The organism is Sphingobium sp. HWE2-09 (assembly GCF_035989265.1).
Lineage (GTDB): Bacteria > Pseudomonadota > Alphaproteobacteria > Sphingomonadales > Sphingomonadaceae > Sphingobium.
In genome coordinates, this window is sequence record NZ_JAYKZX010000003.1 from 2,788,359 (window position 1) to 2,808,095 (window position 19,737).

General features: G+C 65.5%; 14 protein-coding genes and 1 pseudogene. 3 read left to right on the top strand and 12 right to left on the bottom strand.

Going from position 1 to position 19,737, the window contains the following annotated elements; translation table 11 throughout:
* Nucleotides 1-95: 95 nt before the first annotated feature.
* Both mutS and U5A89_RS19155 read left to right on the top strand, forming a co-directional pair.
* Nucleotides 96-2,741, top strand: a complete 2,646-nt coding sequence (mutS, locus tag U5A89_RS19150; protein ID WP_338162600.1) for a DNA mismatch repair protein MutS — start codon at nt 96-98, stop codon at nt 2,739-2,741.
* A gap of 9 nt (nt 2,742-2,750) precedes the next feature.
* Entirely contained in the window at nt 2,751-5,513 is a 2,763-nt protein-coding gene (locus U5A89_RS19155; RefSeq protein WP_338162601.1) for a [protein-PII] uridylyltransferase, read from the top strand.
* Nucleotides 5,514-5,594: 81 nt separating this feature from the next.
* On the opposite strand, the gene U5A89_RS19160 is transcribed toward U5A89_RS19155, so the two are convergent.
* The 12 genes and pseudogenes from U5A89_RS19160 to U5A89_RS19215 form a co-directional block, all read right to left on the bottom strand.
* Entirely contained in the window at nt 5,595-6,095 is a 501-nt protein-coding gene (locus U5A89_RS19160) for a L,D-transpeptidase family protein (protein WP_338162602.1), read from the bottom strand.
* A pseudogene (gene ribA, locus U5A89_RS19165) lies at nt 6,092-7,175 on the bottom strand (GTP cyclohydrolase II). Before ribA ends, U5A89_RS19160 begins: the two are co-directional and overlap by 4 nt.
* A complete protein-coding gene (gene xth / locus U5A89_RS19170; protein ID WP_338162603.1) occupies nt 7,175-7,972 on the bottom strand; it encodes an exodeoxyribonuclease III in 798 nt (265 codons plus the stop codon). The pseudogene ribA and the gene xth overlap by 1 nt, the downstream one beginning before the upstream one ends.
* Before the next feature lie 278 nt (nt 7,973-8,250).
* Nucleotides 8,251-8,901: a LolA family protein gene (locus U5A89_RS19175; RefSeq protein WP_338162604.1), complete on the bottom strand. Its 651-nt coding sequence runs from the start codon at nt 8,899-8,901 to the stop codon at nt 8,251-8,253.
* Nucleotides 8,902-9,200: 299 nt separating this feature from the next.
* Entirely contained in the window at nt 9,201-11,528 is a 2,328-nt protein-coding gene (locus U5A89_RS19180) for an FtsK/SpoIIIE family DNA translocase (RefSeq protein ID WP_338162605.1), read from the bottom strand.
* Nucleotides 11,529-11,665: 137 nt separating this feature from the next.
* Complete coding sequence (locus tag U5A89_RS19185) at nt 11,666-12,148, bottom strand: GNAT family N-acetyltransferase (RefSeq protein WP_338162606.1); 483 nt, start codon at nt 12,146-12,148, stop codon at nt 11,666-11,668.
* The gene (locus U5A89_RS19190) at nt 12,145-13,047 is read right to left on the bottom strand and encodes a DMT family transporter (protein ID WP_338162607.1); all 903 of its coding nucleotides are present in this window, start codon (nt 13,045-13,047) and stop codon (nt 12,145-12,147) included. The genes U5A89_RS19185 and U5A89_RS19190 overlap by 4 nt, the downstream gene beginning before the upstream one ends.
* Nucleotides 13,048-13,060: 13 nt before the next feature.
* Nucleotides 13,061-14,221 carry a flavodoxin-dependent (E)-4-hydroxy-3-methylbut-2-enyl-diphosphate synthase gene (gene ispG, locus U5A89_RS19195; protein WP_338162608.1) on the bottom strand — a complete coding sequence of 387 codons (1,161 nt, stop codon included), beginning with the start codon at nt 14,219-14,221 and terminating at the stop codon, nt 13,061-13,063.
* Nucleotides 14,222-14,387: 166 nt separating this feature from the next.
* Entirely contained in the window at nt 14,388-15,689 is a 1,302-nt protein-coding gene (locus U5A89_RS19200; RefSeq protein ID WP_338162609.1) for an OmpP1/FadL family transporter, read from the bottom strand.
* 422 nt (nt 15,690-16,111) lie between these two features.
* Entirely contained in the window at nt 16,112-17,488 is a 1,377-nt protein-coding gene (gene pgmG, locus U5A89_RS19205; protein WP_338162610.1) for a phosphoglucomutase/phosphomannomutase PgmG, read from the bottom strand.
* 3 nt (nt 17,489-17,491) lie between these two features.
* Entirely contained in the window at nt 17,492-17,929 is a 438-nt protein-coding gene (locus tag U5A89_RS19210; RefSeq protein WP_338162611.1) for a J domain-containing protein, read from the bottom strand.
* A complete protein-coding gene (locus U5A89_RS19215) occupies nt 17,929-18,735 on the bottom strand; it encodes a division plane positioning ATPase MipZ (RefSeq protein ID WP_338162612.1) in 807 nt (268 codons plus the stop codon). The genes U5A89_RS19210 and U5A89_RS19215 overlap by 1 nt, the downstream gene beginning before the upstream one ends.
* Nucleotides 18,736-18,844: 109 nt before the next feature.
* Here U5A89_RS19215 and panC point away from each other — a divergent pair, with 109 nt between their 5' ends.
* Complete coding sequence (gene panC / locus U5A89_RS19220) at nt 18,845-19,693, top strand: pantoate--beta-alanine ligase (protein WP_338162613.1); 849 nt, start codon at nt 18,845-18,847, stop codon at nt 19,691-19,693.
* Nucleotides 19,694-19,737: the final 44 nt, after the last annotated feature.

Consider the following 19,737-nt stretch of genomic DNA (forward strand, 5'->3'; position numbering starts at 1 on the left):
ACGTTATCCTGTGGGCAAGTGCGAGAAGCGCAATTTTCTGAGCCTTTGGGCGAAGCGCTGGTTTCGGTGGGAGGATCACGCTATCGGCTTGTGCCATGGCCCTTTCGACCGATACCGCCGCGCCCACGCCGATGATGGCGCAATATCTGACGCTCAAGGCCGAAGCGCAGGATTGCCTGCTTTTCTATCGCATGGGCGATTTTTTCGAACTGTTCTTCGATGACGCCAAACAAGCGGCGGCGACGCTCGACATCGCGCTGACCAGCCGGGGCGAGCATGGCGGCGCGCCGATCCCGATGTGCGGCGTGCCGGTGCATAGCGCGGAAGGCTATCTGGCGCGGCTGATCAAGGGCGGGCATCGCGTCGCCATCGCCGAGCAGATCGAGACGCCGGCGCAGGCCAAGGCGCGGGGCGGCAAGACGCTCGTCGCGCGGGCGATCGTGCGCTATGTGACGGCGGGCACGCTGACCGAGGAGACGTTGCTCGACAGTCGTCGCGACAATATGCTGGTCGCGCTGGCGCAGGTCGGCGGCGAGAGTGCGGGCGAGATCGGCATTGCGGCGGCGGACATTTCGACCGGCCGGTTCGAGACGATGACCTGCCCGATCGGCGACCTGCCCGCCGAACTGGCGCGGTTGCGGCCGAGCGAGACGGTGGTGGCCGAAGGATCGGCGTTGGACGTGGCGGATTGCCATCCCTTCGACCGCACGGCCTTTTCCAGCGCCCGGGCGGAAGAGGCGTTGAAGCGGCTGTTCGGGGTGGCGACGCTGGACGGGTTCGGCCAGTTCGGCCGCGCGGAACTGGCGGCAATGGGTGGGCTGATCGCCTATCTCGACCATGCGGGCAAGGGCACCCTGCCCTTCCTGGCCCCGCCGCTGCGCAAGGCGAGCGGCGGCCATGTCGCGATCGACGCGGCGACGCGCGAGAGCCTGGAGATCGTCGCGACCACCAGCGGCACGCGCGCGGGCAGTTTGCTCGGCGCGATCGACCGGACGGTGACGGGCGCGGGCGCGCGCTTGCTGGGGCAGGATCTGTCCGCGCCGCTGATGGACCTGGGCGCGATCGAGGCGCGGCTGGGGCTGGTGCAACTGTTCCATGACGATGCGACCTTGCGCGACCAGCTGCGCGGCGCGCTGCGAGCGCTGCCGGATATCGGCCGGGCGTTGGGGCGCGTGGCGGTGGGGCGTGGGTCGCCCCGCGATCTGGGGCAGTTGCGCGATGGGCTGGGCGAAGCGCGGATATTGCGTGAACGGCTGGGGCGGATCGCCGATGCGCCGCAACTGCTGGTGCAATTGCTGCCTGCGCTGGACGGGCATGGCGCGCTGGTCGATGCGCTGGCGCGTGCATTGGTGCCTGCGCCGCCGACCGAGACGGCGAACGGCGGTTATATCGCCGATGGCTATGATCCCGCGCTGGATGAATTGCGGCGGCTGAGCAGCGACGGGCGGCGGGCGATCGCCGCGCTGGAGGCGAAATATCGCGCGCAGACCGGGATAGCGGCGCTCAAGATCCGGCATAATGGTGTGCTGGGCTATCATGTCGAAGTGCCAGCGCGCGCCGCCGATACGCTGATGGCGCCAGACAGCGGCTTTACCCATCGCCAGACGCTTGCAGGCGTGGTGCGGTTCAATTCGATCGACCTGCATGAGGAAGCCGGGCGGGTGGCGCAGGCGGGCGCCCATGCGCTGGTCGCCGAAGCGGCGCATCTTGAGGAACTGATCGGCGCGGTGCTGGACCGCAAGAGCGACATCGCGCGCGCCGCCGACGCGCTGGCGCGGCTGGATGTCGCCGCATCGCTCGCCGAACGGGCGGCCGAGGGTGGCTGGCAGCGGCCGCATTTCGTCGCGGCCGATGGCGCGGGCCAGTGTTTGGATATCGTAGGCGGGCGGCATCCGGTGGTGGAGGATGCGCTGCGCAAGGAGGGGCAACCCTTCGTCGCGAACGACTGCCGTTTGAGCGAGAGCGACCGGCTGTGGCTGGTCACCGGCCCGAACATGGGCGGTAAATCGACCTTCCTGCGGCAGAATGCGCTGATCGTCATATTGGCGCAGGCGGGCGGCTATGTGCCCGCGCAGGCGGCGACGCTGACTTTGGTCGATCGCTTGTTCAGCCGGGTGGGCGCGTCCGACAATCTCGCCAAGGGGCGGTCGACCTTCATGGTCGAGATGGTCGAGACGGCCGCGATCCTTGCCCAAGCGACCGAGCGCAGCTTCGTGATCCTGGACGAGGTCGGGCGCGGCACGTCCACCTATGACGGGCTGGCGCTCGCCTGGGCCGTGGTGGAGGCGGTGCATGAGGTCAATCGCTGCCGTTGCCTGTTCGCGACCCACTATCATGAACTGACGCGACTGGCCGAGACGTTGACGTCGCTATCGCTGCATCATGTGCGGGCGCGGGAGTGGAAGGGCGACCTCATCCTGCTGCACGAATTGGCGCAGGGTCCGGCCGATCGCAGCTATGGCCTGGCGGTGGCGCGTCTGGCGGGGCTGCCGCAAGCGGTGTTGAAGCGCGCCAAGGATGTGCTGGCGCGGCTGGAAGCGGGGAAGGCGAAGACCGGCGGGATCGCGGCGGGGCTGGACGATTTGCCGCTGTTCGCGGCGGTGGCGGCGCAGGAAGAGGCCGCGCCCGACCCGCTGCTGGCGGCGATCGCGGCGATCGATGCCGACGCCCTGTCCCCGCGTGAGGCGCTCGATCACATATATCGATTGAAACAACTGGCCGCCGACATGCGGCGCGATTAGATAGCGGCCATGGTCATGCAGTTCCCCGCCCTTGGATCGCGTCGTGCGATCATCGATAGGCGCGCCATTTCCGACACGATCAACGCCCTGGCGATAGAGCATCGGGGCGATGGCACGCGGCTGCGTGGCGCCATCGTGAAGGAGTTGAAGGCGGCGCTGGAGCAAGGCCGGGCCGAAATCGCCAAGCGGCTGGAGGCCAAGCCCACGCGCGGGCGGGAGTCGGTCACGGCCTTCGCCTTCCTGATCGACCAGATTTTGCGGCTGCTCTACGACGCGACGACGCATCACCTCTACCCGGCGGGCAATCGCAGCACCGGCGAGCGGATCGCGCTGATCGCCGTGGGTGGCTATGGCCGGGGCGAAATGGCGCCGCATAGCGATGTCGACATCGGCTTCATCACCCCTTGGAAGCCTACAGGCTGGACCGAGCAGGTGATCGAATCCATGCTCTATTCGCTGTGGGATCTGGGGTTGAAGGTCGGGCATTCGAGCCGATCGATCGACGAGACGATGCGGATGGCGAAGGCCGACCTGACCGTGCGCACCGCCCTGCTGGAGGCGCGTTATGTCTGGGGCGACCGGGCGCTCTATGAAGAAACGTCGGTCCGCTTCGACGCGGAAGTGATGCAGGGCAATGCCCGCGCTTTCGTGACCGAGAAGCTGGAGGAACGCGACGAGCGGCACCGTCGCATGGGCGACAGCCGCTATGTCGTCGAACCCAATGTGAAGGAAGGCAAAGGGGGTCTGCGCGACCTGCACACGCTGTTCTGGATCGGCAAATATGTGAACCGGGTGAAGTCGGTCGCCGAACTGGTCGATGTCGGCCTGTTGACGCAGGTCGAGCTGCGCCAGTTCCAGAAGGCCGAGGATTTCCTGTGGGCGGTGCGATGCCACCTGCACACCATCACCGGGCGGGCCGAGGACCGGCTGACCTTCGACCTGCAGCTGGAAACCGCGACGCGGATGCGCTTCACCGGGCGGGCGGGCCGATCGGGCGTCGAGCGCTTCATGCGCTATTATTTCCTGAACGCGAAGACGGTGGGCGACCTGACCGCGGTGTTCCTGGCCCATCTGGACGACCAGATGGCCGAGAAGGGGCGACGCTATATCCCGGCCATGTTCCGTCGGCCCAAGAAGCTGGACGGGTTCGTGCTGGAACGTGGGCGCCTTAGCCTGCCGAGCGACGATTTCTTTCAGGCGGACCCGGTGCGGCTGCTGGAAATCTTTGCGGTCGCGGACAAGCATGGGTTGCAGATTCACCCCAGTGCGATCCGCGCGGCCAGCCGCGACGCGGGCCTGATCACCGCGAAGGTGCGGAAAGACCCGCGCGCCAACGCCGCTTTCCTGGAGGTGCTGACATCCCCGCGCGACCCGGAAACGGTGCTGCGCTGGATGAACGAATTGTCGGTGTTCGGTCGATTCGTGCCAGATTTCCGCCGCGTCGTGGCGCAGATGCAATTCGACATGTATCATCATTACACGGTCGATGAGCATACCATCCGCGCCGTTGGCCTGCTGTCGCGAATCGAGAAGGGCGAGCTGGGCGCGGATCATCCGCTGGCGACCGACCTGATGGGCAAATTGCTGTCGCGCCGGGCGCTATATGTGTCGGTCCTGCTGCACGATATCGCCAAGGGGCGTGGCGGCGACCACAGCCTGCTGGGCGCGGAAGTGGCCGAGCATCTGTGTCCGCGCCTGGGGCTGACCCCGGCAGAGACGGAGACGGTCGCCTGGCTGGTGCGCTATCATCTGCTGATGTCGGCCACCGCCTTCAAGCGCGACCTGTCCGATTACAAGACGATCCTGGATTTCGTGGATGTGGTGCAAAGTCCGGAGCGGCTGCGGTTGCTGCTGTGCCTGACGGTGGTGGATATCCGCGCCGTGGGACCGGGGGTGTGGAACAGTTGGAAGCGGCAGTTGCTGGGCGACTTGTATGAGAGCGCCGAGGAAGTGCTGCGGCTGGGCCACAAGCAGAAGGGGCGCAGCGAACGGGTCATCGTGAAGCAGGAAACGTTGCAACGTGCGCTGGGCATCGATGACGCCGCCTTCGCCACGTTCAGCAAGCGGCTGCCCGAATCCTACTGGATCGCCGAGCCGGACGATATCCTGTTCCACAATGCGCAGCATATATTGGCGTCGGGCGAATCGCCGCTGTCGATCGCCGCGCAATATTATCCGCAGCGCGGGGCGACGTTGGTCACGGTTTATGCCGCCGATCATCCCGGCCTGTTCTACCGGATCGCAGGCGCCATCCATCTGGCGGGCGGCAACATCATCGACGCGCGCATCCATACGACGCGCGATGGCGTGGCGATCGACAATTTCCTGGTGCAGGATCCGTTTGGCGGCGCGTTCCACAGTCCCGATCAGTTGAAGCGGATTCGCGGCGCGATCGAGGATTCGCTGTCCAACCGGCACCGGATGATCACCAAGCTGTCGGCGCGCCCGCTTACCCGGACCCGCGCGGAGGCGTTTCGCATCGAACCCAATGTGCTGATCGACAACAAGGCGTCGAACCGCTTCACGGTGGTGGAGGTCAATGGGCGTGATCGGCCCGCGCTGCTGTTCAGCCTCGCTAATGCGCTGTTCCAGTCGAAGGTGACGGTGCACAGCGCCCATGTCGCCACCTATGGCGAGCGGGCGGTGGATACGTTCTACGTCACCGACCTGCTGGGCGGGAAGATCGAGAGCAAGGCGCGGTTGCAGACGCTGGAGCGGCGCTTGCTGGAAGCGGCGGGCGGCGAAGTGGGCGAGGCGCTGGAGCGGGCTTGAGCAGGTCCGGTGTTCCCGCGCAGGCGGGAACCAAGTTCATAGAGCGGTACTGGGTTCCCGCCTGCGCGGGAACACGGTGCGCTAAAGGATCTCCATCGCATCGCCCGGTGCGAGCAGTGGGAGCAGGCGCAGCATGTCGGCGCGGTCCACCGCGACGCAGCCTGCGGTCGGGCGGTCTTCCGACAAATGGAAGAAGATGGCGCTCCCCTGCCCCGGCACCGGCGGCGCGTCGTTATGGCCGAGGACGATGATGATATCATAGGCGTCGTCGGCGCGGATCAGGCTTTCGGCGGAGAAGACGCGCGGCAGGCGGACCGGGCGGTTATAGGCCGGGTCGGCGATGTCGTCGGACCAGCCGTCGTTCGGGCGGACCCAGCGCCAGGGCAGGCGCAGGCCGGTCGGGTCGACCTTGCCGGGGCGCAGCAGCACGCCGCGGATCGGCCAGACGCCCAGCGGCGTGCAGCCATCGCCTTCCCGCTTCGCGTCGGCAGGACAGGCGCCGCTGCGGCCGATGGTGCAGGCCATGCGGATAGCGCCGAAGGTCAGGCGGCCCGCGCCGCTATCGACGCGGATCGCCGTCACAGCTGGTGGCCGGTCCGGTCCCGCTTCGTGGCGAGATAGCGTTCGTTATGCGGGTTGGCGGGCAGGATGATCGGCAGGCGTTCGGTGACGCGGATGCCTGCCGCTTCCAGGCCTGCGACCTTGTTGGGATTGTTGGTGAGCAGCCGCACGGCGCCTACGCCCAGCAGATCGAGCATCCTTGCGGCGACCGAGAAATCGCGCGCGTCGATGGCGAAGCCGAGGCGGACATTGGCGTCGACTGTGTCGAACCCCTGGTCCTGCATCGCATAGGCGCGCAATTTGTTGACGAGGCCGATGCCGCGCCCTTCCTGGCGGAGGTAGAGCAATATGCCCCAGGGCGCGTCGGCTATTCTGTGCAATGCTTCGTGCAGTTGCGGGCCGCAATCGCATTTCAGGCTGCCCAGCACGTCACCGGTCAGGCATTCGCTGTGCAGGCGGATGACCGGGGGAGGCATCCCGCTTGCCCACGACCAGCGCGATATGTTCGCGCGGTTCGTCCGGGCTGCGGAAGGCGATGATTTCGCCATGTTCGCTGGCCGATACCGGCAGGCGCGCGCGGGTGGCGATGGCGAGGCGGGTGGCGTCGTCATAGGCGGCGATAGCGTCGGCGCCGAGCGTCGCTTCGACCGGGCCGTCGCCTTCCACCAGGAAATAGGCAGGGAGGATGCCTGCCAGGCGCGCGAGGCGCAGGGCGGCCTTGGCGGCTTGGGGTGCAGGCAGCGCGCGGGCGCGGAACGGCCCCTTGAGCGGCGAGGCGAGGTCGAGCACCGGGTCGGATATGGCGGTGGCGACATCGGCGTCGATCCAGGGCGCACGCTCGACCAGCACCGGCAGGTCGGGATCGGCGGCGGCCAGCTGGTTCGCGAGTTTCAACGTTTCGGCGCGGGCGGCGGAGATGAGGATATCGGCCTGACCCTGCGGATCGAAGTCGGCGAGCGTCACCGCGTCCGCGCCCTCGATCGCCATCAGCCGGATCGCGCCATCGGGCGCGGACAGGCGGATCGCCCAGCCGCGGCGCAGCGCGTCGATCGCGCGCGCGGCGTCCCGTCCATTGGCGCGACCGTTGCCGGATCCCGGCATCAGAAGGCGAATTCGGTGATGATGGGGATATGGTCGGACGGCTTGATCCAGCTGCGCGCCGGTTCGACCACGCGATGGCTGATCGCCTTTTCCGCGACATCCTTCGTCATCCACATATGGTCGAGCCGACGGCCGCGATCCGATTCCGCCCAGTCCTTCGCGCGATAGCTCCACCAGGTATAGAGCCGGGCTGGCGCGGGATGGAAATGGCGGCCGATATCGACCCAGTCGTTCGACGCCTGGAGCCGGGCGAGGATTTCGCATTCGCCCGGCGTGTGGCTGACGACGTTAAGCAACTGCTTGTGACTCCACACATCGCATTCCAGCGGGGCGATGTTGAAGTCGCCGGTCAGGATGGCGGGCTGTTTGTCCAGCGCCGACGACCATTGGATCATCCGTTCGAGGAAATCCATCTTCTGGCCGAATTTGGGATTGAGTTCACGGTCGGGAATGTCGCCGCCGGCGGGCACATAGACATTTTCGATCCGCACGCCATTGTCGAGCCGGACGCCGACATGGCGCGCTTCGCCATTGGCCTGCCAGTCGAACCGGTCATCCTCATGCACCGGCACCTTGCTCATGATCGCGACGCCATGATGCATCCGCTGGCCGTTCAGCACCTGATGGACATAACCCATGCGGCGGAACATTTCGGTGGGAAAAGTCTCGTTCACCACCTTGGTTTCCTGCAGGCACAATATGTCGGGCGCTTCGAGCCGCAGCAATTGCTCGACGATGTCGATGCGCGCGCGGACGGAGTTGATGTTCCAGGAGCAGATGGAGAGGGTGTCGGCCATGCGATTCCACCTAGGAGGCCATGGGCGGACACGCAAGCGGCTGCAAAGACGCCGCACAAAGTAAGACCCCCGCTCCGGGGGCGTGGAACGGGGGTCTCGATCGCGCCCTTGAAGCGCTTCGCGGCGAGAGGGGGGACCGGGTAACAGGGGGGAAATCCCGGTTTGTCTCTCGCCTTGGGCCTTGATTAGCGCTCGCCATATGAGCGGCAGATGAACGAAGATGTAAGTTTTTCCGTCCGTCCCGCGTGGCGCTCAGGCCGTCTTATCCCATCCGACGATCAGCCGCCCGCCGACCGCCCCTTGGGTCGCGGATCGGTCCAGCGGAACGCGGAATCGGCGACTGGCGCGCCATAGACATGGTTGCTCAACCGCACCGCCGTGCGATTATTCTGCGAATCGAGCGCGACCCAGCCATAAAGCTGCAAGCCTGCGGGACCGGACGTGTTGCGTTTGAAGATCATGGTGATGGTACCATATTCGGGATGCTTGGGATCGCGCGCCTCGACGCTCAGGATCGAGGAGTCGCCGGTCGGCACGACCTTGCCGAATTTCGACAGATCCTTGTTGGGGTCCAGCAGCGCGGCCAAGGGCGAATTGCCGATCGGCCAGCGTTGCACCTGGCGCACGTCATAGTCGATGACCGTCAACGCCTTGCCATCGCTGACCACCAGCAGCGACACGCCCTTTTGATATTGGAAACGGATCTTGCCCGGCTGCTTCAAGGTCAGCTTGCCGGTCAGCGTCTGGCCGCTGCGGTCGGTCTGGCTGAAATCGGCGGTCAGCGTGGTGACGCCGCGGATATAGGCGTTGACCTGCGTCAGGTCCGAGGACGCGGTTTGCGCTTGAAGCGGCGCAGTCGGGACGATCGCCGACAGGGCGACCGGCGCGGTGGCGAGGGCCAGGATCAGGGGCGCGAGGCTGCGCTGCATCGTTCAACTCCGGTTTGTTCAAAGGGATGAGGTAGAGGCGCGGGTTTGAACCCGTTGTGAACCCGGCTGTTCCGAAATAGCAAGCATTGGCGGATGGCGGGGGGACGCGATCGTATCGCTTGGCTGACAGATCCGATTTTAAACGGACAAAAAAAGGGCCGATCCGAAGACCAGCCCGTAAAGTTTTAGGAGAGGATGCCTGAAAGGCCTGATCCTATTGGCCGATCCCGCTTCATGCCGCAAATGCGAAGGAAAGCAGAGCGATTGCAGGTTATGCAATCATGGGCCGTTTCAGCGCGTCACAGCGGATTGCCATTTTCGTCGCGCAACACTTCGCGGCGGCCGACATGGTTGGGGGCGCCGACCAGGCCTTCTTCCTCCATGCGTTCGATCAGGCGGGCGGCGCTGTTGTAGCCGACGCGCAGTTGCCGTTGTAGCCAGCTGGTCGAGGCCTTCTGATTTTCGAATACGAGCTGGCACGCCTTGCGGAACAGCTGGGCATCCGGGCTGTCGTCGCCCAGGTCCACGCCGTCGAGGGCGAAGCTGCCTTCTTCGGGTTCTTCGGTCACGGCCTGGATATAGTCGGGCTGGCCCTGCGCGCGCCAATGGTCGGCGACGACGCGGACTTCATCGTCCGAGACGAAGGGACCATGGACGCGGGTCAACCCCTTGCCGCCGTGCATGTAGAGCATGTCGCCCTTGCCCAGCAATTGTTCGGCGCCCTGCTCGCCCAGGATGGTGCGGCTGTCGATCTTCGACGTCACGAAGAAGCTGATGCGGGTCGGCAGGTTTGCCTTGATGACGCCGGTGATGACGTCGACCGAGGGGCGCTGGGTCGCGAGGATGAGGTGGATGCCCGCCGCGCGTGCCTTTTGCGCCAGGCGCTGGATCAGAAATTCGACTTCCTTGCCCGCCGTCATCATCAGGTCGGCGAGTTCGTCCACCACGACCACGATCTGGGGCAGCGGCTGAAAATCGAGCTGTTCTTCCTCATAGATGGGCTTGCCGGTTTCGGGGTCGTAGCCGGTCTGGACGCGGCGGCCCAAAGGCTTGCCCTTGGCTTTGGCGGCACGGACCTTCTCATTATAGTTGGCGAGGTTGCGGACGGAGATGGACGCCATCATGCGATAGCGGTCCTCCATCTGCTCGACCGCCCATTTGAGCGCGCGGATCGCCTTGGCCGGTTCGGTCACGACCGGGGAAAGCAGATGGGGAATGTCGTCATAGGTCGACAGTTCCAGCATCTTGGGATCGATCATGATCAGGCGCAGCTGGTCCGGCGTCATGCGGTAGAGCAGCGACAGGATCATCGCGTTCAAACCGACCGACTTGCCCGACCCGGTAGTGCCCGCGATCAGCAGATGGGGCATGGGGGCGAGGTCGGCGATGATCGGTTCGCCCGAGATATTCTTGCCCAGGATGATCGGCAGAGTCGCTTCCTGCATGAACTGTTCGGATGTGATGAGTTCGCGGAAGGACACGCCTTCGCGATGGGCGTTGGGCAGTTCGATGCCGATGACGGTACGCCCGGGAATCGTCGCGACGCGGGCGGACAGCGCCGACATATTGCGGGCGATGTCGTCGGCCAGCGCGATCACGCGGCTCGCCTTGATGCCCGGCGCGGGTTCCAGTTCGTACATGGTGACGACCGGACCGGGGCGGACTTCGGTGATGTTGCCCTTCACATGGAAATCGTCGAGCACCGATTCGAGCAGGCGGGCGTTGCGTTCCAGCGCCGCCTTGTCGATCTTGCCGCCCTGGTTGGCGGGAATGGGGTTGAGCAGATCGGGCGACGGCAGCGAGCTGTGGCCGAACAGATCGTCCTGGCTGATCGGGGCCATGGCGCGCTGCACCGGCGCGGGCTTGGGCGACTGGATGGTGATGGGCGGCTTGGGTTCGTTCGACACCTGTTTGCGCGGGGCGATGACGCGCTCGGCCGGTTCGTCGTCGTCCTCATCTTCGGCATCGATGGTGTTGCTGCTACCGGGAAAGCCCAGCGTCGGGCGTGGCAGGTTGAGCTTAGGCAGTGAGGGGCGGCGCAAAGCGATGATCGGCTTTTCCAGCGCAAGGCTGCGGTAGCAGGCGAACAGGCCCGCGATCAGCGTGCCGACCACCAGCGCGCCCTTGATCCAGGGCGCGGCGGCAGGCGCCTGCGCGGTCAGGCTGGCGACGCCCTTGGCCACGACCAGGCCGATGACCCCGCCCCAGCCGGCGGGCAGGCCGACCAGCGGCGCATCCTGGAACAGAGCGAGCGCGATGCCGATCAGGACGATGCCGAACAGGCATTTGCCGAACTGCCCCTTCCACTCGCTCATATCCTGGTCGCCCCACATGCGCCGCGCCGTGATCGCCATCAGCGGCAGGATCAGCGCGACGGGAACGCCCAGCAGCCAGAGCAGGAAGTCGGCGGCCCAGGCGCCGGGCGCCTGCATGATGTTGGCCACATGATCGCCCGCAACGGTGTTCATCGAAGGGTCGCTGGGGGCATAGCTGAGCAAGGCGAGGGCGAGGAACAGCGTCGCCAATATGAGCAGGATCGCGCCGATCAGCGCGCCACTGCGCAACAGGCTGCGCTTGAGCATTTCGCGCCATTCCGGCGTGCGTTTCACGGTGCGGCCGACGGCCATATTGCTGTGTGTCCCCCAAATGTTCCGTTTCGGCACAATGCCTCCGACGGCGAGTCCGCGTCAAGGGTGCGGCGGATCGGCTCGTCCCGCCGTTATATGATAGCCCGATGGGTGGGCGTTCCCCAGCACATGGAGCGTCAGTTGTCGGCGAGTGCCGCCAGCGCGGCCCCGTCCAGCCGCTGCACCGTCCAGCCGTCCATCGGCGTCGCGCCGATCGCGCGATAGACGGCGATGGCGGGTGCGTTCCAGTCGAGCACCGACCATTCGAGCCGGGCGCAATCGCGCGCGATCGCCAGTTGCGCCAGACGCGCAAGCAGCGCCTTGCCCGCGCCAAGGCCGCGGGCCTGCGGCAGGACGAACAAATCCTCCAGGTAAATGCCCGGCCGTCCTTCGAAGGTCGAGAAATTGTGGAAGAACAGCGCGAAGCCGACGGCCGTGCCGTCATGGTCAGCGATCAGCACTTCGGCCATCGGCCGTTCGCCGAACAGATAGCGGGCGAGCGTGGCGCGGTCGGCCTTTACGGCATGGGCAAGCCGTTCATAGTCCGCCAGCGCCAGGATGAAATCGTGGATTGTGCCGATATCGTCGGCGCGGGCCGGACGAATGATGATGTCGGTCATGCTGCGCCCGCCTCCACATGGGCAACCGCTGCCCCTTTGCTGCGCGCCGCGATAAGGCAGCCCGCGACGATGAGCAATGCGCCTGCCACGGTCGTGAGCGTCAGCCGCTCGCCAAAGGCCAGCCAGCCCATGATCGCTGCCCATAGGAAGGCGCTATATTCGACCGGGATCAGCCGCTGAGCCTCCGCCCGGGCATAGGCCCAGGACAGGGCGGCGAGCGAGGTGAAGGCGAGGCAGGCGGCCAGCAGTACCAGTGGCGCGGCATGTAGCGGAGGCAGCGTTAGCAGAAAGGGCGCGCCGAACGCGAAAACACCGAGCATGACGAGGTGCTGGAAGAAGGCGACCTCGATCGGCGACGCGACCTGCGCCTGTTGCCGCTGGATGATGAGGTTCCAGGCGAAAAGGATGGCGGACGCCAGCACCGCGCCAGCGCCCAGCAGCGCGTCGGCATTATAGACGCCCGCAATCCGGCCCGACAGGATGACCCCTACCCCCACCAGCCCCAGCAGCGACGCCATGATCGCCTGTCGCCCGACGCTTTCCTTGAGCAGCAGCGCGGCGAGGTACAGGGCGATCAGCGGCGCGATGAAGGACAGCGCGATCGCTTCGGCGAGCGGCATCCGCATGAGCGCCCAGAAGAAGAGCGCGGCCATCAGCGCCACCACCGTCCCGCGCAGCAGATGGATGCGCAGCACTGCGCGCGAGGGCCAGCGCTGGCGGGTGAGCAGCATCAGGGCGAGGCCCAGCAGCGTGCCGGTGACCGCGCGCCAGAACAGGGCGTTGTAAAGGCCGATGGAGAGACTCAGCCCTTTCATCGCCGCGTCCATCACGGAAAACAGCGCGACACCGGCGCAGCAGACGGCGAACGGGACGGCAAAGCCGCCGGGCGAGGAACGCACCGGATCGCTCCGCTTATTCCGCCGCCTGCGCCTTGCCCGCGTCGGTCATGTCGGCTTCGGCACTGGCCGCTTCGATTTCCGCCGCCTTGGCTTCGACCAGGCGGACGATATGATCGACCATGCCTTCATCCTGCACGACATGGTCGGTGACGCCCGAGAGATAGACCATATGCTTGCCCGCGCCGCCGCCGGTCAGGCCGATATCGGTCTCGCGCGCTTCGCCGGGGCCGTTGACGACGCAGCCCAGTACCGAGAGCGAGAGCGGCGTGTGGATATGCTGGAGCCGTTCTTCCAGCGCCTGCACGGTGCGGATGACGTCGAAGCCCTGACGCGCGCAGGACGGGCAGGAGATGACTTTCACGCCGCGGGTACGGATGCCGAGCGATTTGAGGATTTCATAGCCGACGCGCACTTCCTCTTCCGGTTCGGCGGAGAGGGAGACGCGGATCGTGTCGCCGATCCCGGCCCAGAGCAGGTTGCCGATGCCGATCGCGCTTTTCACCGTGCCGCCGATCAGGCCGCCCGCTTCGGTGATGCCCAGATGCAGCGGGCAATCGACCGCGTCGGCCAGCTGCATATAGGCGGCGACGGCGAGGAAGACGTCGCTGGCCTTCACCGCGACCTTATATTCGTGGAAATCCTGGTCCTGCAGCAGCTTGATATGGTCGAGCGCGGATTCGACCAGCGCTTCGGGGCAAGGTTCGCCATATTTTTCGAGCAAGTCCTTCTCAAGCGACCCGGCGTTGACGCCGATGCGGATCGAGCAGCCATTGGCTTTGGCCGCGTCCACCACTTCCTTCACCCGGGCTTCGCTGCCGATATTGCCGGGGTTGATGCGCAGACAGGCCGCGCCTGCGTCGGCCGCTTCCAATGCGCGCTTATAGTGGAAATGGATGTCGGCGACGATCGGGACGCGGACAGCGCGGACGATCTGTTTCAGCGCCGCGGTCGACTCTTCGTCGGGGCAGGAGACGCGGATGATGTCCACGCCCGCTTCCTCGCAGCGGCGAATCTGGTCGATCGTGCCCTTCACGTCGTGCGTCAATGTATTGGTCATGGTCTGGACCGTGACGGGCGCGCCGCCACCGACGGGCACGTTGCCGACCATGATCTGGCGCGATTGCCGCCGCGCTATGTCGCGCCAGGGGCGCAGGCCGGGATTATGGTCGGACATGAAAAGAGGCTCCGTAAGCTACGGAGCCTCCTATAGGGATATTTGGTGACGGTTAGAAGCGGGAGTCCTTATTGTTTCTACCGCACCAGCCCGCACCCCCACCCGACCGCCCACAGAGTATCCTGGTTGGGCGGTCGGGTGGGGGTGCGGGCCGGTGCGGCGAGAGTCAGAAGCGTAGCGTGAGCGATGCGGCGACCTGGTCCGCATTGCCGCTGGTCTGGGCCAGCGTCGTCGCTGTCACCGTCGCGGGCGCGGGGAAGTAGCTGTCGGGGCGGATGATGTTCGCCTTTTCCACGAAGGTGTGGGCGTAGCTGACATTGAGCGCCATCGCGTCCGACATGTTCCAGGTCGCGCCGCCGGTCAGCCAGACGCGGTCGCCATCGGGCACGCGGGTGGTCAGATATTGGGGATTGGTTGGCGACCGGTCGAACATCGTGCCTGCGCGCACGGTGAAGGCCGGGCTGAGATCATATTCGCCGCCAACGCTGACCGAATAGCTGTCCTTATAATCCAGTTCCTTGTTGGTCGTGCCGGTGGCCGAAGTGACGGCAATGGCCTTGAACCGCGACCAATTATACCATTTGCCGGTGATCATCGCGCGCAGTTGCGGGGTCAGCTTGTGCATCATGCTGAGCGTGACGATGTCGGGCAGGTCGAGGGGGGCGGTGGCGGCAAAGGAGCCGTTGCCCGCGGCGATCGGGCCGAGCAGCCCGGATATGGTCTGGGTGCCCGCCAGCTTGTGGCTGATCCCCGAGCGATAATGAGCGCCCCAATTGGTGTCGCCGGTCGTGTAAAAAATGCCCGCGTTCCAGCCGACCGACCAGTCGTCACCCTTGAGGCTGGCGAAGCCGTCGGTGGCGGCGAGCGGGGAAAGTTGGGGCAGCGCGTTGGTCAGCGTCGCCTTCACATATTGCACGTCGACCCCGCCGCCGATCGACAGATTATCCGTCACCTTATAGGCGGCCGAGGGCTGGATATTATAGGTTTTGAGGTTGGTGTAGAGCGAATCATAGCGGCCGAAGAAGCCGTCATCATATTCCAGTTTCAGGCCGAAAGGCGCGTTGACGCCCAGGCCGACCCAAAGCCGGTCGCTGACCTGTGCGCTGGCGTAGAAGCTGGGGATGGGGATGACGCTTTCGAACGGATTGCCGCCATCATTGCCGGTGACGGGCGTGGTGACGGGCAGGCCCGGAATGGAGCGGCGCGATCCGCGATTGGTCTGGTGCGCCGAGGCGAACAGCGCGACGCCGCCGACCGAGGTCTGGATGCCGTCCAACTGCGTCATCGCGGCGGGGTTGAAATAGATGGTCGATGGGTCGTCCCCCGCCGCCGCGCCGCCGGACAGCGCGCGGCCGGTTTCCTTGGGTGATTGTTCCTGCAGGTAGAAGCCGCCGGCAAAGGCTGGCGTCGACGCCAGCATGACGCCGGACAGGCAAAGGGCGGAAATATGGCGACCGCGAAGCAACATGGCAGATCCTCTACTGAACATGATATTTGGCCTTGATCGATGGCATTCGACCTAATGAGTGGCGCATGAACGGGTCGGCGATATCAGGATTGTGGTTAAATTCCAGTAAGCGCGCCACGCTTTTGCGCGCATATCGGCGCGTCCGGCCGTCGTCGGGATCGCAGGACGTTACGGCAACTGGGACAGAGGCCAGCCCGATCGAGACAAAAAAAAGCCGCCCAGGAGGACGGCCTTGAAGTTTTAGGAGAGGATGCCTGAAAGGCCCGTTCCTTTTGCGGTGCAGCAGGGATTGTCGCAAATGCGAAACATGGCGGCGCGATTGCATTTCATGCAATCATCATGTTTAGGCCCGGTTTCCGTAAGGGAAGATGGCGGGAAAAATGTGACAAGGCTGTCATTCGGCCGCTGCGAAAAAGCGATTTTCACGGTGCGTGAGCGCGACTTACCCCCGAATCAGCCAGTTGTTCGTCCATCTGGGCGATCAGGCGCGTCAGGCCGGGATGGTCGCTCAATTCGGCGCGGGCCACCAGCGCGGCTTCGGTATTGGAGGCTCGGAGCAGCCACCAGCCGTCGGGCGTCTGCACCCGCACGCCATCGATCGCGCAAACATCCGCGTCGGCTGCTTGCAGGCGAAGGCGTATCTCCTCCACCACGGCGAATTTGCGCGCTTCATCGATAGGGAAGCGCCATTCCGGGGTGATGACGCTGACGGGCATCGCGTCATGCAGCGCGGTGACGCTTTGCCCAAGCGATCCCACGGCGCGGATCAGGCGGACGGCGGCGTAGAGACCATCGTCATAGCCGGGATAATCGTCGGCGAAAAAGAGATGGCCGGTGGTTTCCCCGCCCAGAATGCCACCAATCTGCTTCATTCTGGACTTGATATGGCTGTGGCCGGTCTTCCACATGTCGGGCCTGCCGCCCAGCGCGGCGATGCGGTCGAACACGGTCCGGCTGGTCTTCACATCCGCCACGATGTGCGCACCGGGGTGGTTTTTCAGCACCGGTTCGGCCAAGAGCGCCAGCAGCGCGTCGCCCGCGATCGTCCGGCCCTGCCCGTCGATCACGCCGATGCGGTCGCCATCGCCGTCGAAAGCCACACCGAAATCGAGCTGCTTGGCCAGGACGAGCGTGCGCAGGTCGGCCAGATTGGCGTCGACGGAAGGATCGGGATGATGATGGGGAAAATGACCGTCTATATCGGTGAAGAGCAGATGATGCTCACCGGGGAGCAGTTGCGTAAGTTGCTCGACCACCGGACCGGCGGCGCCATTGCCCGCGTCCCAGCCGATGCGGCAGGCCGGGCCGTCGAACCCCTGCATCAGGCGCGCGACATAGGCGTCCATGATGGCGATCGTTTCGACCACGCCCGCGCCCCGTTCCCAATCGCCCGCCGCCGCCATCACGCCCAGCCGCTGGATGTCCGGGCCGAAAAAGGGCGCATGGCCGTGCACCAGCTTGAAGCCATTCTGGTCGCCGGGATTATGGCTGCCGGTTATCTGAATGCCGCCATCCACATCGCACGCCGTTTCGGCATGATATAGCATGGGCGTGGGGCCAAGGCCGATACGCAGCACGTCGATGCCGGTGTCGACAAGGCCCGCCACCAGCGCGGATTCCAGCATCGGTGAACTCAATCGCCCATCATAGCCGACCGCGATGCGACGCCCCCCGGCGCGGGCGACGATGGTGCCGAAGCTGCGGCCCAGCGCCCAGGCGTCGGCTTCGTGGAGCGTGTCCCCCACCCGGCCGCGCAGATCATAGTCGCGCAGCAGCGTCGGGGCGAAGCGGTGGGTCACCCGTCAGGGCTGCTCGTCGAGCAACAGGTCGCGCGCGGCGTTGATCTGGGCGGCCAGCGCTTCGGTGCCGCCCTTGTCGGGATGGACCGACGCGATCAGGCGGCGATGGGCGGCGCGGATGGTGGGGGCGTCGGCATCGGCCCCCACGCCCAGCAGCGCACGCGCCTTCGCCACGTCGGCGTCCACCTGCGGCGGCGGGGCGGGCATTGCGGGGCGTTTGCGCGCCTTCGCCTTTGCCTTGGCGTTACCCTGCTTGGCGAAGAAGAGCGCCGCGCCGATCAGCAAGGGCGCGCCGATCACCGGCTTTCCCTTCGCCGCCAGCACCGCGCCTACCAGCGCTGCGCCCAATGCCATGCCATCCTTTGCCGTCATGCGTTGCAGCTTTCCCGTCCAGATCAGCCAGATCGCCACGGCGGCCAGCACAAGAGCGAAAATGCCCATCAGGCCGCGCCAAGCAGATCCACGGATGTCATGCCATCGCGCGTCGGCAGGGCGAGGCCCGCCACCATCTCACGCAATTCCTGGCGCGCGGCGATGTGGCTGACGCCCAGTTCGCCCAGATGCCCCTTGTCAAGCAGGGTCAGGCCCGAGGGGAAGAGTTCGCGGAAGATGACGCGTTCCGACAGGCCGGGAATCACGCGAAAGCCGACGCGGCGGGACAATTCCATCAGCGCGTCGCCGACCCGCTTCTTGTTGCGGGCGTCATGATGCTGGACGCGGTTGCGCAGCACCACCCAGTCGATCGACACGCCATCGACCTTCGCCCGCGCCTTGCGCGCTTCGAAAATGAGTTCGGAATAGAAGGACAGACGACGGACCTTGAAGGTTTCGGGATCGACCTGGCCGATCAGGTCGAAATCCACGAAACTGTCGTTCATCGGCGTGACCAAAGTCTTGGCATGGGGGGCCAGATGGCGCGCAAAGACATCGTCGCGGCCGGGCGTGTCGACCACCAGGAAATCCTTGTCTGCCGCCAATGTAACGACCTGATCGTCCAGCGCGTCGATGCTGTCGCCGGTGAAGACGGCGAAATCGGGCGTGGGCAGGTCGATGCCGCGACGACGCGCGGTATCCAGGCGATTTTCCATATAGCGCGTAACGGTGCGCTGGCGCGGATCGAGGTCGATCATGCCGACGCGGTGGCCCAGCGCGCTCAAGGCGATGGCGGTGTGGACCGCCGTGGTCGACTTGCCGGTGCCGCCCTTTTCATTGGCGAAGACGATGAGATGCGGCTGCGGATTGCCCATTTGCCCCGGTTGACCCCGTTGATTGTCGCAATGTGTGTTGACGGTCGCGCCGGCTCGAGCCTAGCTGGACTGCCCCTATGCTTTCGCCCTTATCGGAGCCGTTCCTTCCGTGCAAACGCTGCGTGATATCCCCGCCCTTCGTGCTGCCGTCGATGCGTTGAAAAGCGACGGAAAGCCGCTGGTATTGGTGCCGACCATGGGCGCCTTGCATGATGGGCATATGGCGCTGGTGGAGGAAGCGCGGCGGCATGGGCGGCATGTCGTCGTGTCGATCTTCGTCAATCCCAAACAGTTCGGGCCGAACGAAGATCTGGACGCCTATCCGCGGCGCGAGGCCAAGGACGCGCAGATGCTGGCGGCCGCTGGTGTCGATATCCTGTGGGCGCCCACCGTGGCGGTCATGTATCCCACAGGGTTTGCGACCAATATCGGCGTATCGGGGATCAGCGACGGGCTAGACGGCGCGGCGCGGCCGGGTCACTTCGATGGCGTGGCGACGGTGGTCACGAAATTGTTCAACCAGGTGCGGCCCGACGTCGCGATCTTTGGTGAGAAAGATTATCAGCAGCTGGCCGTGATCCGCCGTTTCGTTGCGGATCTGGATCTGGGCGTCGAGATCGTCGGACTGCCGACGCAGCGGGCCGAGGATGGCCTGGCGCTGTCGTCGCGCAACGCCTATCTGAGCGATGAAGAACGCAAGGCGGCGCTCGCCCTGCCCCGCGCGCTGGGCGAGGCGAAGCGGCAGATGGAGCGGGGCGAGCCGGTCGCAGGCGCGCTGGCGCAGGCGATCGCGGCGCTGGCGGCCCATGGCTTTGGGCCGATCGATTATGTGTCCCTGTGCGACGCGGCGACGCTGGAGCCGATGGCGGTGCTGGACCGGCCCGCGCGATTGCTGGGCGCGGCGCGGCTGGGGACAACCCGGCTGATCGACAATATCGCGGTCGATCCTGGGTTTTGACGAGTATTCGTAGGGTAGCATCTTGCCGCCAAGGCGACACCCGG